Source organism: Flavobacterium movens, assembly GCF_039581425.1.
Taxonomy (GTDB): Bacteria; Bacteroidota; Bacteroidia; order Flavobacteriales; family Flavobacteriaceae; genus Flavobacterium; species Flavobacterium luteolum.
On sequence record NZ_JBCPXY010000001.1, the window covers coordinates 1 to 13,341 of the forward strand.

Annotated in this window: 9 protein-coding genes and 2 tRNA genes; 6 read left to right on the forward strand and 5 right to left on the reverse strand. The window is 35.3% G+C overall.

The features are described from left to right. Positions 1 to 126: 126 nt before the first annotated feature. From AAYQ05_RS00005 to AAYQ05_RS00020, 4 genes are all read right to left on the reverse strand, one after another. Positions 127 to 200: transfer RNA gene (locus AAYQ05_RS00005), tRNA-Asp, on the reverse strand. A gap of 781 nt (positions 201 to 981) precedes the next feature. Further along, a tRNA-Asp gene (locus tag AAYQ05_RS00010) sits at positions 982 to 1,055 on the reverse strand. An 86-nt stretch (positions 1,056 to 1,141) separates the two neighbouring features. Further along, positions 1,142 to 2,068 carry a DUF58 domain-containing protein gene (locus tag AAYQ05_RS00015; protein ID WP_343540370.1) on the reverse strand — a complete coding sequence of 309 codons (927 nt, stop codon included), beginning with the start codon at positions 2,066 to 2,068 and terminating at the stop codon, positions 1,142 to 1,144. Continuing rightward, a complete protein-coding gene (locus AAYQ05_RS00020) occupies positions 2,065 to 4,632 on the reverse strand; it encodes a M1 family aminopeptidase (RefSeq protein ID WP_343540372.1) in 2,568 nt (855 codons plus the stop codon). Before AAYQ05_RS00020 ends, AAYQ05_RS00015 begins: the two co-directional genes overlap by 4 nt. A 157-nt stretch (positions 4,633 to 4,789) precedes the next feature. On the opposite strand from AAYQ05_RS00020, the gene AAYQ05_RS00025 reads away from it, so the two are divergent. The 5 genes from AAYQ05_RS00025 to AAYQ05_RS00045 all read left to right on the forward strand — a co-directional run bounded on the left by AAYQ05_RS00025 (position 4,790) and on the right by AAYQ05_RS00045 (position 10,028). Beyond that, the gene (locus AAYQ05_RS00025; RefSeq protein ID WP_343540374.1) at positions 4,790 to 5,140 is read left to right on the forward strand and encodes a hypothetical protein; all 351 of its coding nucleotides are present in this window, start codon (positions 4,790 to 4,792) and stop codon (positions 5,138 to 5,140) included. Positions 5,141 to 5,638: 498 nt separating this feature from the next. Further along, the gene (locus AAYQ05_RS00030; protein WP_343540376.1) at positions 5,639 to 6,061 is read left to right on the forward strand and encodes a DUF4625 domain-containing protein; all 423 of its coding nucleotides are present in this window, start codon (positions 5,639 to 5,641) and stop codon (positions 6,059 to 6,061) included. Between the two features lie 4 nt (positions 6,062 to 6,065). Next, positions 6,066 to 6,536 carry a DUF4625 domain-containing protein gene (locus AAYQ05_RS00035; RefSeq protein WP_343540378.1) on the forward strand — a complete coding sequence of 157 codons (471 nt, stop codon included), beginning with the start codon at positions 6,066 to 6,068 and terminating at the stop codon, positions 6,534 to 6,536. A 10-nt stretch (positions 6,537 to 6,546) separates the two neighbouring features. Continuing rightward, on the forward strand, positions 6,547 to 8,754 hold the full coding sequence (locus tag AAYQ05_RS00040) for a TonB-dependent receptor (protein ID WP_343540380.1): 2,208 nt from the start codon (positions 6,547 to 6,549) through the stop codon (positions 8,752 to 8,754). Between the two features lie 50 nt (positions 8,755 to 8,804). After that, entirely contained in the window at positions 8,805 to 10,028 is a 1,224-nt protein-coding gene (locus tag AAYQ05_RS00045) for a hypothetical protein (protein ID WP_343540382.1), read from the forward strand. A 234-nt stretch (positions 10,029 to 10,262) separates the two neighbouring features. Here AAYQ05_RS00045 and trxA read toward each other — a convergent pair whose 3' ends face one another. Then, complete coding sequence (gene trxA / locus AAYQ05_RS00050; RefSeq protein WP_068844792.1) at positions 10,263 to 10,580, reverse strand: thioredoxin; 318 nt, start codon at positions 10,578 to 10,580, stop codon at positions 10,263 to 10,265. Between the two features lie 230 nt (positions 10,581 to 10,810). Between trxA and AAYQ05_RS00055 the strand changes: the two genes are divergently transcribed. Further along, positions 10,811 to 13,282, forward strand: coding sequence for an AsmA family protein (locus AAYQ05_RS00055; protein WP_343540387.1), 2,472 nt, complete (start codon positions 10,811 to 10,813; stop codon positions 13,280 to 13,282). The last annotated feature ends 59 nt before the right edge of the window (positions 13,283 to 13,341 follow it).

Consider the following 13,341-nt stretch of genomic DNA (forward strand, 5'->3'; position numbering starts at 1 on the left):
GCGAGCGCTTAGATGCATTTGTTACTTTGTTTTTCATAATAAGTCAATTTAGTGTCAACTTATTTTAGGACGAGACATACACAAAAAAAAAGCCTTTCCGTTAAGAAAGGCTTTTAACAACTTAGGCGGTCTGGACGGGACTCGAACCCGCGACCCCATGCGTGACAGGCATGTATTCTAACCAACTGAACTACCAAACCCTGCGTTATTGCGAGTGCAAAAATACAACAGATTTTCGTTTCTGCAAGCGTTTTTTCAAATAAAATTTCAAGAAATTTTTAATCAATTAAATTCCAATATTTTAAAAATTCAAGTTCTAATCAAAAAGCAGGAATTTTCTTTTACTTAACCACTAAGAACGCTATCCCGATAGCTATCGGAAACACAAAGTCCGCAAAGTTTAAAACTTTGACAAAGGTTTTTTCATATAGAAATATTCAACCTGATTTAAACATAGCCCGTGGTTTCAACCACGGGAGACGTATTTGTATCCATTGTGTCCCCGTGGTTGAAACCATGGGCTATGTTTTTATATAATGAATGGAAAATCTTTGTAGAATTACTTGCGAAGATTTCTCCTTCGTCGAAATGACAAACTGTTCGTTGAAATCAGAATCAAGCAAAAAAAAAAAAAAATCGCAAAGCTTAATCAATTCTAAACTTTCCGACTTTGCATTCTTTAAAAAATATCTTTGTGAACTTTGCGTTCCCGATAGCTATCGGGATAGCGCTCTTTGCTTTTAAATCTTCACAATCCAATTTTGGAATTTGGAATTTTCAACGAGTATTTAGGAATTGGAATTTGCCTTTTACAAAAGGTTTTAAATCAAAAAAGCCATCCACAAAAGTGGAAAGCTTTTCATTGGTCTAACTACTAAACCAGCTACGAGTTACAAAGTCGTAGCAAAACAACACAACTAATCTTAGATACCGTATTTGGGCAAAAAAGCCTTTCTGTTAAGAAAGGCTTCCCCAATATTGCGGTCTGGACGGGACTCGAACCCGCGACCCCATGCGTGACAGGCATGTATTCTAACCAACTGAACTACCAAACCTCTGCGTTATTGCGGTTGCAAAGATATAACAGAATTTCGTTTCTGCAAGTGTTTTTGTAAAAAAAATGAAATTATTTTTTTAAGTATTACCCAAAGTTTTGTTTTTCAATCAAATATGTCGTCAATATTTTTTCAAAATTATCGCCAACATTTACCGGAACGTACTTAATTTGGTTCTTTGCGCAGGTTAAAGCCAAGTTTTTAAAATAAGCTTCTACCCTTTTTTCATATTGCTCTTTTACATTATCAGCAAAAATAGAAACCTCTTCTCCTGATTCTAAGTCGATAAACTTTCTTGGCGTGTTATCAAAATCAAACTTCAATTCGGTTTCATTATCAACCACATGAAATAAAACTACTTTGTGTTTGTTGTGTTTTAGATGCTGTAATGCATTGAATAATTTCTCGTCATCTTCGGTCTGAAACATATCGGTAAACAAAATAATCATCGAACGGCGATGCATTTTCTCAGCAATCTGATGCAAATAGGTAATCGTGTCAGTCGTTTTTTTGACTTTTGGCTGAACCAATAATTCTTCCAGTTTGTTCAAAAGCATTCTATGATGACGATCACTTCCTTTTTCTGGGGCGTAATATTCGTATTTATCCGAGAAAACGCTTAAACCAACTGCATCGCGCTGTTTCTTTAAAATATTCATCAAAACTGCCGAAGCCAAAACCGCAAAACCAATCTTCTTTTCATAAAAAGGCTGATTCGATTTCAGTTCAGGATAATGCATCGATGACGAATTATCAACAATCAAATGACAACGCAAATTCGTTTCTTCCTCAAAACGTTTCGTGTACAAACGATCGGTTTTGGCAAACAATTTCCAGTCGATATGTTTGGTGCTTTCTCCAGCGTTATAGACTTTATGTTCAGCAAATTCGGCCGAAAATCCATGAAACGGACTTTTGTGCATTCCCGATATAAAACCTTCCACAACCTGATTCGCCAGCATTTCAAGATGCTGAAAACTGGAGACTTTCTCTATTTCCGATTCGATTTTCATTCGGTTTCTTTTTTAATATTTTGCGCTTTATAAAGCAAATCTGTTGCCTGAAACAATTTGCGTTTCAAGATCGGACTAAAATTAGGGTTTTCTTTTAAGAATCTTTGCACTTCATCAAAAGCATATTTCGACGAATACTTTCCAACCGTATTATCCAGCCAGTCTTTCGGAAAGAAAATATCTCCCGTACGCTGAATTTCGTCAACCAAATCTAGTGAAAATCTAATATATTTCTGAGCACTTTCCTGACGAAGCGGATGATGAATATTTGCCAAACCAACCGAAACCCACGATTCTTTTTCTCGGTTTGCATCGTCTTTTAAAGATTCCATAAACGCATTTCGAACCGATTCGTCTTTCGATAAAGACGGAAGCAAGAATTCAAAACGCTTTTGTTTATCTGGATTTGTAAACGAAGTTCTGGTTTTCTCTAAAATTTCATCAGCTTTTGGATGTTTGAAAATTGCCAGATTCATCGCCATATTAGTATAATCATCTTCGTTTAGCTTCAAATTCGGAATCGAAATTTCTCTATTCCAAACTTTATATAAACTGGCTTTCGCCGAATTAGAATACGCAATCGAACTGAACAATCCGAATAATGTCTTTTTGATATTAGATGATAAATTAGCCTGCAAACGCTCGTATAAAACGCCTTCAAGTTTTTTCTGCAATTTATTCTGCTGTTTTTCGATAAAAAATCTCCAATAGATCGTATTTAAACTTCCTGTCGCTATTCGCAAAACCAATTCATTTCGCTCTGTCTGAATTCCTCTTAAAAAACATTCAAAAGCTTTTTCTGGCGAAACATTACCAATCAAAGTATTTTCATAAAGATTACTATAACTGGAAGCTCTCGCCATTTCCTCTTTTAAATCAACAATATAATTTAAATTATTCCCGTCAAGCGGAAAAACACCGTATCCAAAACCATTATAATTGTAAACAACGGCAAGCGGTTTTTCAAGTCCTATAGCTTCTTTTACAAAAGTATTTTTGTCATTAATATTGATTGATAAAACTTTTACCTCTTTAGCATAAACTAAACCAATCTGAAAAACCTGAGGCCATATATTATCCGATTTATCTTCTGCTTTTTGCTGAATTTCAAAACTTTTGATTCGGTTTTTAGCATCATATTCTATTTGATCCGTAAAAATGGCCCTCCCCGATTTGTTAACCCAGACATCGCTCCATTTTTTCATATCAAGCGGAGTTTCAGCATCAAGAAGTTCTACCAAATTATTCCAATCGGCATTGTCATTGGCGTATTTTATAATGTATTTTTGAATTCCTTTTTGGAACGCTTCCTTACCCATCGAAGCTTCTAACTGACGCATCATAATGGGCGCTTTGTTGTAAATAATCGCGCCGTAAAGCGAACCTGCATCTTTCAAATTCGCCAAATGCTGCTTGATCGGATGTGTTCCTAAAGATCGATCTTCCGCAAAAGCGCTCGGATAATGCGCCGTAAAAAATTGCAGATTATGATTGACTTTTGGAAAAATTGGATTCATGATTTTATCGGCCATGAAATTGGCAAAAACCTCTTTCATCCAAACGTCATCAAACCATTTCATGGTTACCAAATCGCCAAACCACATGTGTGAGGTTTCGTGTGCGATGAGTTTTGCACGGTTTAGCTTTTCACTGTCGGTTGCACTGTTATCCAAAAACAAAGTTGATTCTCTGTATTGAATTGCGCCAACATGTTCCATTCCGCCATATTGAAAAACAGGAATTGAAGCAAAATCCAATTTCTGAAACGGAAATTTAAAATTGGTATATTTTTCTAAAAAGTCTAAAGATTGCTGATGCAAATTGAAAATAGTATCAGCGCTGACGCGAAATTTTTCCGGACTATTTTCACGATACAACATCGTCATTTCTAAACCTGGCTTTTGTGTCGCGGTTTTAAATTTTCCTGCCACAAAAGAAAATAAATAGGTGCTCATTTTGTCTGATTCTCCAAAAGTGTAATACGTAAAATCACCTTTATCCAATTTTTCCACAACATTGGCTCCAGCCAAAACCGACCAATCTTTTGGCACAGAAAGTCTCAGTTTATAGGTCGCTTTCAAATCTGGCTGATCAAAACAAGGAAATAATGTACTGGCGCGGTCTGGAACTAATAAAGTATATAAGAAATCGTCGTTTCTATTTAATGACAGATTTCCTGCAACGAATGAAATCGAAATGGTATTTTTTCCTGAAATCAAATCGGAAACGGGAATTATAATATGTCCGTTTTCATGAACAATAGAAAGTTTTTTTCCGTTTGCTTCAATCGTTTTTATATTGGAAGTTTTCTCTTTAAAATCTAAAATCAAAGGCTGACTTAAATCAGACAAATTCAAGTTTACAAATAATTGAGAGTTTATATTTTCTGCTTTCTGAGTGGGAATTTCGAAAAACAAAGTGTATTGAAGATCTGAAATCTGTTTTTTACGAAAATTTGCCAGCTGCTCAGAAACGCCGTTTTCAAATAATTCATTTGCTTTTGACTGAGAAAAACTATTGAAAATCAAGATAAAAAAACAAAGAAGGCTGTAGAAAATTTTCATTTTTAAGGAATATAAGATTTGCTAAAATTAACAAAAGCATTGATTTTTCGCAAACAATTATTGCAACAATATTGCATTTAAAAATAAGATTTCTATATTTGCAACACTATTGCATTAAACAGCATAAAAAACCTCATCTAGAAGTTAATCTTCACGAATGAAAAAGAAACTTAAATTTATAAATCTCTTAATGCCTTTGATTGTATTGTTCGCAATACTTTTTCCGGCTGTCCATTCGTATGAGCATATTTTAGACACTCATAATTGCAAAGAGAAATTAGAGTTTTCTGTTTCCGAAAAACCACAATTCAAAGCTAAACTTCATTCGTTTCATAAATGCTCGATTTGCGATTTCAAATTCAGCGCAGTTGGCACATTTGAATTCAATGCTTTTCAGTTTTTCAAGAATAATCCTGTTGTAAAACATATTAGTTTTTACAGCAAACCACATTTTACATTTTTTAAAGGTGCTCTTTTCTCACTTCGAGCTCCGCCTTTTGCTCTTTAGTATTTTTTGTGCTCTGTTTTGTTTTGGCAATTCGGCTACTTAATGATTTCAAAATCTTGAATCATTAAAAAGCTATTTCATTCATTTTAAGCAATTAAATAAGTATTGATATTTTCATTGATATTTTCATTGATATTGATATTGTTTTCTGCTTTTTCCGCACAATAAAACTTCAACATTTTATCGATTAACACATTCTGACTAAATCCTAATTCAGGTTTTAGTTATGGCTGTACTGTTTTAACGAGAAAAGAATATGTCACCCCTCAGGGGCTTTCTCGTCAATGGATAATCGATTTTCTATAAATATTTTACCCCTCTGGGGCTTTCTCATCAAGGCAAATCTATTTATAAATATTTCGTCCCGCTGGGATTTACCCAAAATGACAAATCTATTGCTACCAATATTTTGTTCCTCTGGGACTTATAAACATTGAAATAGGCTTTTTACATAACCCAAATACCCTTTATAAAATGATCAAAATCAAATTAGAAAAAATGAAAACAACAAAACTTATTCTGGCTTCACTCTTTGCTGCAATGGCCTTCACAAGCTGCAGTAACGACGATTCAGAAGAAAAACAGGCAACTCCAACTATTGACAAAATCGAACTGGGTCTTAGCAACAGCGAAACAGCAACTATTGGCGCAGATTTCCATTTTAATGCAGAAGTAACTGCTGCTGATAAAATCGAAAATGTGCAAGTAAAAATTCTACAAAAAAGTACCGAAACATACTCGAAAGTTTGGTCGCACGAAATTACTTGGACACAATATGCAGGTGCAAAAAACGCGACAGTTCACAAACATTTTGATATTCCGGAAGATGCTGCAGAAGGCAAATACGACTTCATCATTATCGTAAACGATCAAAACGGAAGCAAGCTAGAAGTGAAGAAAAACTTAACCATTATAAATTAAAAACATGAAACAATTAAAGCTTTTAATGGGCATTTTGACTCTTACTTTTATTTCATCCTGCTCCAGCGAAAAAGCCGAAATCGACAGCGAATATCCCGTAATTGATATCACTGGAGCAAATGCTTTTCCGATTCAATGCAGCACGATCGAACGCGGAAAAACCTTCACTTTCAAAGCCACTTTTAATGACAATGTCGCTTTGGGTTCTTACAGCCTTGACATTCATCACAATTTTGATCATCATACACACAGTACAGAAGTGACAACTTGTGAAATGGAAGCCGTAAAAAGCCCCGTAAAACCAATGCTTTTCATCAACAATTATACTATTCCAAATGGTGTGAAAAGTTACGAAGCAACAGCACAAATCGCCATTCCTGCAGATGTTGATCCCGGAGATTATCATTTTATGATTCGCTTGACGGATAAAGAAGGCTGGCAGACGCTGAAAGGTTTAAGCATTAAAATTTTATAAGATCAGATTAATGAAGAATGCCCTATCCATGTATTGGAAATTTTGTTTTTTACTCGCCAGTTTATTGATTACAGCCGAAACTATTTCTCAAAATCAGCCTTCAGAAAAGAAACCAGAAACTGAAGAACTTGACGAAGTTTTAATCCGCAATAATACTGCTCAAAAAAGCAAAAAAGAAGAATCGCTAAATATTGAAACGGTAAACAATAGTTTCATTCAGCGCAATCTTGGCGGAAGTTTGATGCAGTCTTTACAGAAATTGCCTGGCGTTAAAACTATTTCGATTGGTTCTGGAGGTTCTAAACCGCTTATTCGTGGCTTGAGTTTCAATCAGGTTATTGTGGTTGAGAACGGTTTGAAACACGAAGGCCAGCAATGGGGTGCAGATCACGGATTGGAAATCGATCAATATGCTGTAAATCGGGTAGAAATTATAAAAGGCCCTTCTTCATTTATTTACGGATCTGATGCTGTTGGTGGTGCGGTAAATATTAAACCTTTGCCTCTTCCGTTGCAAAACACTTTTGGCGGAAGCGTCGATCTTACGGGAAAAAGCAACAATGCGCAATTTGGAAGTTCTGTTAATTTATTTGGAAGAAACGAAAATTGGTTCTTCGATTCTCGAGTTACCACAATGGATTACGGCGATTATCGCGTTCCAACCGATGTGGTTCATGTCTATAGTTATGCTGTTCCATTATACAAAAATCATTTACGAAATACGGCAGGGCGTGAACTTGATTTTCATTTGAGTTCAGGTTATTCTGGAGAACATTTTAAATCGGTTTTCTATTTCAGTAACGTGCATACCAAAAGCGGATTTTTCGCGAATGCGCATGGACTAGAACCTCGAAATGTAGACCTGGAATTACACGACAAATCGAGCCGTGATATTTTGATGCCGTATCAGCAAGTCAATCATTTGAAAGTTAGCAATACGACTTCTTTTCAGTTGGGAAATCATGCTTTTGAGACGCAGATTGGTTTTCAAAATAATTTTAGAAGAGAATATAGCCATTATGTCAATCACGGTTATATGCCACCAATTTACCCTGAAAACATGTATGCTCCTCAAGATTTGGAACGCCAATACAATAAAGATGTTTGGTCGTTTTCTGCTAAAGATGAATTCAGAATTGATAACCATCAAATTACGGTTGGTTCTAATGTAGTTTTTCAGCAAAATCAAATTGGCGGATGGAGTTTTTTAATTCCTGCTTTCACTCAATTTAATGCTGGTTTATTTGCTTATGATAAAATTGAACTGAACGAAAAATGGTTTTTAAACGGCGCTGTTCGTTACGATTACGGAAAAATTAAAATGAAATCGTATTACGATTGGTTTCAAAGTCCGGTTTCCGAAAACAATCAAACGGAATTGGAATATTTGCAGCGTTCTCAAGATTTGACTAAAACTTTTGACAGTTTTACATGGTCGATTGGTGCAAATTACAATCCTGGAAAACTTTCGCTGAAAGCCAATTTGGGTTCTAGTTTTAGAATGCCAATTGCCAAAGAACTGGCTTCAAACGGTGTAAATTATCATTATTTCCGATTCGAAAAAGGAAATCCGAATCTGGATGCAGAACGTTCGTATCAATTGGATTTGGGAATGGAATGGAAAGCACAAAACTTCTCTTTTCAACTGACGCCTTTTGTGAACTATTTTCCAAATTTCATTTATCTGAATCCAACCTCAGCGCATGATATTTATTATGGCGCAGGAAATCAGGTTTTTGAATATGACCAAAGCAAAGTCTTTCGTTACGGTGCAGAATTTCAAACAAGATATTATTTCCTAAAATCTTTAAGCGCAGAAATTGGAGCCGAATATCTTTATTCTGAACAAAAATCAGGAAGCAAAAAAGGCTATACACTTCCGTTTTCTCCCCCGCCTTCTGTTTTGTTCGAATTGAATTACGAACCTCAAATTTCCTTTTTAAAAGAACCATACTTTTCTGTTGATTATCGCTTTACGGCACAGCAGAATAATATCGTTCCACCAGAAAAGAAAACACCCGAAAGTCATGTATTCAATCTGGCTTTTGGCTCAAAAATTAAGGCGGGAAAACAGGATATCAGCCTCAATATTCAGATCCAGAATTTATTCAATACCAGATATTTAAATCACACCAGCTTTTACCGACTTATCGAACTTCCGGAAGCGGGACGAAACATTATTGTTTCTATGAAGATTCCGTTTTCGATTTCGCGATAAGCAAACCATTCAAAACTCAATTATTTACAAATTTTAAACCCTTTATTACAATGAAAAACAATTTTTACAAACTACTATTTTTATTTGCTGTATCGCTTTTTGCGGTTTCGTGCAGCAACGACGATGACAACCACGACGATCATGATCATGATCACGACACTTCTGAAGAACATACATTTGTTCGAGTTTTACTTTCTGACGAAAAAACTACGGAGCTAACGCTTTTTGATCCTCATGAAGATAAAATCAGTTCTTTTACGGCAAAATATGCTAAAGCCTCTTTGTACACAACAGAATCTGGACGTTTTGCAGGAATTGTTCACAGAGACAATAATTTTGTAGAAACTTTCGACAGCGGATTGGAATTACACGGCGATCACATTGATGTTGATGATGTTCCGAAATTTGGAATTTTAGCGACAAGCGCCTTAAAACCAACGCATTTTAAAAGTAAAATTGGAGAAATCCTGACTTTTAACGACGGAGACGGAACGCTTTCGGTTGGTAAAGAAGCCGATGTGAACAAAGCTGGTTCAACTTTCAAAACTGTAAACGCAGGTTTATTGGCACATCACGGTGCAATGGCGACTTTTACAAACGGAACTTATGCGATTACCGTAAAAGATAATTCGGTTACAGGAACGCTTCCAGAAAAAGTAAAAATTATTGACAATACCGGTAAAACACTTTTCGATGCTAAAATTGCGACAAAAGGAATTCACGGAAATGCTTCAGACGGTGTTTATGCTGTTTTTGGTTCGTCAAGCGGAATTTTGGTTATAGAAAGCAACGGAAATCAAAAACTAATTGATCATCCAGCAGATTTTGGAACAGCTTGGTTTGGAAGTATTTTAGAAACAGCTTCGGCTGGAAAATTTATTGGTTATACGGCTGCGAAAGGTGCTTATTTAATTGATGTTGTAGCTAATACTGTAAAACCAATTATTGCCAACACAACCATTATGCAATGCAAAACGAGTTACGATCGTAAGAAACTGGCCGTTTTATTGCATTCTGGAGAACTTAAACTTTATGATGTTAGCAGTTTACAAGTTGCAAAAGAAGTTAAAGCGACTGCAGAAACCGCTACAGATGCCACATTAAAACCTCAAATAGCAGTTACAGACCGTTTTGCTTATATCACTTCGCCAACAACGGGAGAATTAATACAAGTAAACCTTTCTACATTGGCAATCAAAAAGACTAAGGTTTCTAGCACGCCTTATATGATCACGATTTTAGGTTATGAAAACAGTGAAACGCACAGCCACTAATTGATTTGGAGTAACTCTTGCAATTATTTTAACACATAGAAACATAACTTATCTTTGAGTGTAGAGGCGTTTCACTTATTTAAAAACCACATAGCTATGTGTGAAAACTAGTTTTCTCTAAACTCTTTTTATGAGTATAAAATCTATGTTTCTATGTGTTAAAAAACTCAACACTAAAAAATAAAAAAGGTCCAACTTTCGTCGGACCTCTTTTATATCAATCGTAATCTAAGATTACAATAAAGCGTCTAAACTATCTGCGTAGGTTTGTTTCGGAGCTACTCCTACTTGTTTTCCTACTACTTCACCGTTATGAAACACCAAAACGGTTGGTATGTTACGCACACCATATTTTGCAGCAAATTCTTGGTTAGCATCTACATCTACTTTACCAACAACTACTTTACCAGCGTACTCTTCGCTTAATTGGTCAATGATTGGACCAACCATTCTACAAGGACCACACCATGCTGCCCAAAAATCTACCATTACTGGTTTATCTGATTTTAAAACTACTTCATCAAAAGTAGCATCTGTTATTGCTAATGCCATAATATATTAAGATTAAATTAGGTTTGAAATATTAACTTTCAAACTACAGTACAAATTTAAAAATTTAAAATAAATCAAACACCATTACTAAATTAGTTTTCGTTATAAATGTATTATCATTAATTATAAGCTAGATAACTTTAAAATTACAATTTATTTACCTGAAAATCAAACCAATAAAAAGTTAATGTTTTTTGTAGTATCTTTAATACATTCAAAATTCGGCTACTATGAAAGAAGCTTTATCCAAAACCAAATCCTTTCTGCAATCTGATTCTTTTAAAAAATACGCCAAACGTTTTGGATATTTTATCTTGGGCTTAATTGCATTACTTTTGCTTGCCTGCGGAGGTTTGTCGATTTATTTTAATCGAAATAAAGCCGAAATTATTGCTAAAGTCAATACTAAAATCAACGAAAATATAAATGGCAAATTTCATATTAGAGATTTTCATTATAAGTTTCTAACGGGTTTCCCCAATTTTACATTGGCGCTTAATGATGTCGAAATAAAAGACAATCAATGGCAGAGCCATAAACATACTTTGTTGAGAGCAAAAGAAATCGAAGCGCGTTTGAACATTTTGAGTTTGCTGCAGCACGAAATCAACATTCATAAAATCTTAATCAACGACGCCGATATCTATATTTATAAAGCCGAAAACGGTTATTCTAACGTCAATATTTTTAAACCCAAAAAGAAGAAAACTCAAACCGATAAAGAAAAACCTGAAACGACAATTGACGAAGTAAACCTCAACGATGTTCACGTCATTATTGACAATCATCTGGGTCATAAACTGTTTGATTTTGATGTGGCAAGTTTAGAATCTAAAGTAAATTATGGCGACAATAACTGGCAGACTAATTTGTATTTGAAAACTAAAATTAACAGTCTAGCCTTTAATACCGTTCACGGAAGTTTTGCTAAGGAAAAAGTTCTGGAAGGCAATTTTGATATTTCGTATGCCGAAGCCAATCAGAAAATAGACATTAAAACCAAAGGGCTTAAAATTGGTTCTGACGTTTTTGACATTATCGCTTATTTTAATATCGGAAAAAACAATTCGCTTTTCGGAATTAATATCGGGACGGATATTTTATGGCGAAATGCTTCCAATTTATTATCGGCAAACATTAGTTCTAAACTCAACCAATTCGACATCAAAAAACCGATTAAAGTAAACTGCGACATCAAAGGCGATTTGAATGTAGAAGGCGATCCAAAAATTGTGGTGCAGGCAGATATTCGCGATAACGAAGTGAGTATTCCAGATGGTTTGTTTACCAATTGCAGTTTCAAAGGAATTTTTACTAACACTTTTAAACCCGAAAAGGAATCCAGCGATCCGAACTCGGCTATTATTTTAACCAATTTTAAAGCCGAATACGAAAGTATTCCGTTGACAATTGCGCAGGCCGTAATTAATAATCTCGAAAAACCAATTGCTACAGGAGTTGTGAATTCTGACTTTGACATTTCGAAACTCAACGGAATGATGAACGAGAAAATGCTTCATTTTGAAAGCGGTCATGCCAAAGCCAATTTGAAGTTTCAGTTTGATATTGTCGATTTGTACATCAATAAACCCAAATTTACAGGAGATGTTGATATTGCTGATGCCACATTCGATTATATTCCGAAAAAGATTCATGCCGAAAAAACGGCTGTACAATTGTCGTTTACACAAGAAGCACTTTACATAAAAAAAATAGCCTACAAACACAAAAAGAACATTATTCGCATTGACGGAAAAATCGATAATTTCTTAAATCTCTATTACGATGCACCCGAAAAAATGGTCGTAAACTGGAATATTTACTGTCCAAATATTGATGTGAAACAGTTTATAGGCGTTTTAGAAAATTCTCCGAAACAAAAAGTAGCAGAGAAAAAAACAGTTAAAAAGAATGTCAATTTTACAAATCAGTTGCGATCGGTAATAGAAAAATGTGCTGCTGTAATTAACCTCAAAGCCGATAAAATCACTTACGGATCGCTTACGGCAACCAATACTCGAGCTACAATCCAAATGCTAGATTCGAAGATTTTGCTTAAAAACGGAACACTGCAGACTTCTGGCGGAAGCATAACGTTTAGCGGTTCTGTGCAGCCAAGTCGCAACCAATATGTTTTTACATCAAATGCGCAGGTAAACCGAGTTGATATTGCGAGTTTTTTAAGGTCTTTTAATAATTTCGGAATCAAATCTTTCAGTCCAAAAAACATTCGTGGCCGATTATCCAGCAATGCCAATGTTGCGGGTTTAATGAGCAGTAAAGGCGATCTGATTGTTAATTCGATGAAAGGAAAACTAGATTTTAACGTCAATCAAGGCGCATTACTCAATTTTGAGCCGATTATGAAAGTCGGCAAATTTGCTTTTCCGTTTCGCGATGTAGAGAATATTACTTTCAGCGATTTGTCGGGTTCACTTAATCTGCGCGGAGAACAAGTCGATGTCAATAAACTTACCATAAGTTCCAGCGTCTTAAACTTTGACATTGTCGGAATTTACTCTTTTGGCCGAGGCACCAATCTCGCCCTCACCATTCCGCTAAGAAACTCTAAAAACGACGCCAAACTAGCCACCAAAGAAGAACGAAAAGCCGTTCGCGAACGCGGTATTGTCCTGCATTTGATCGCTTATGATAATGAAGGAAAAATGAAGGTTAAGTGGGGGAAGAAGGATAAAGGGTAATTTTCGTTTAAAAAAGTTAAAAACATTTTACTGCAGCAAAAAACACTTAAAATCTCATA

Excerpts from the sequence above, each read along its gene's own strand:
- AAYQ05_RS00035 (WP_343540378.1), top strand. The coding sequence starts at position 6,066 with ATGAAACAATTAAAGCTTTTAATGGGCATTTTGACTCTTACTTTTATT.
- AAYQ05_RS00020 (WP_343540372.1), bottom strand. The coding sequence starts at position 4,632 with ATGAAAATTTTCTACAGCCTTCTTTGTTTTTTTATCTTGATTTTCAAT.
- AAYQ05_RS00040 (WP_343540380.1), top strand. The coding sequence starts at position 6,547 with ATGAAGAATGCCCTATCCATGTATTGGAAATTTTGTTTTTTACTCGCC.
- trxA (WP_068844792.1), bottom strand. The coding sequence starts at position 10,580 with ATGGCATTAGCAATAACAGATGCTACTTTTGATGAAGTAGTTTTAAAA.
- AAYQ05_RS00045 (WP_343540382.1), top strand. The coding sequence starts at position 8,805 with ATGAAAAACAATTTTTACAAACTACTATTTTTATTTGCTGTATCGCTT.
- AAYQ05_RS00030 (WP_343540376.1), top strand. The coding sequence starts at position 5,639 with ATGAAAACAACAAAACTTATTCTGGCTTCACTCTTTGCTGCAATGGCC.
- AAYQ05_RS00015 (WP_343540370.1), bottom strand. The coding sequence starts at position 2,068 with ATGAAAATCGAATCGGAAATAGAGAAAGTCTCCAGTTTTCAGCATCTT.
- AAYQ05_RS00055 (WP_343540387.1), top strand. The coding sequence starts at position 10,811 with ATGAAAGAAGCTTTATCCAAAACCAAATCCTTTCTGCAATCTGATTCT.
- AAYQ05_RS00025 (WP_343540374.1), top strand. The coding sequence starts at position 4,790 with ATGAAAAAGAAACTTAAATTTATAAATCTCTTAATGCCTTTGATTGTA.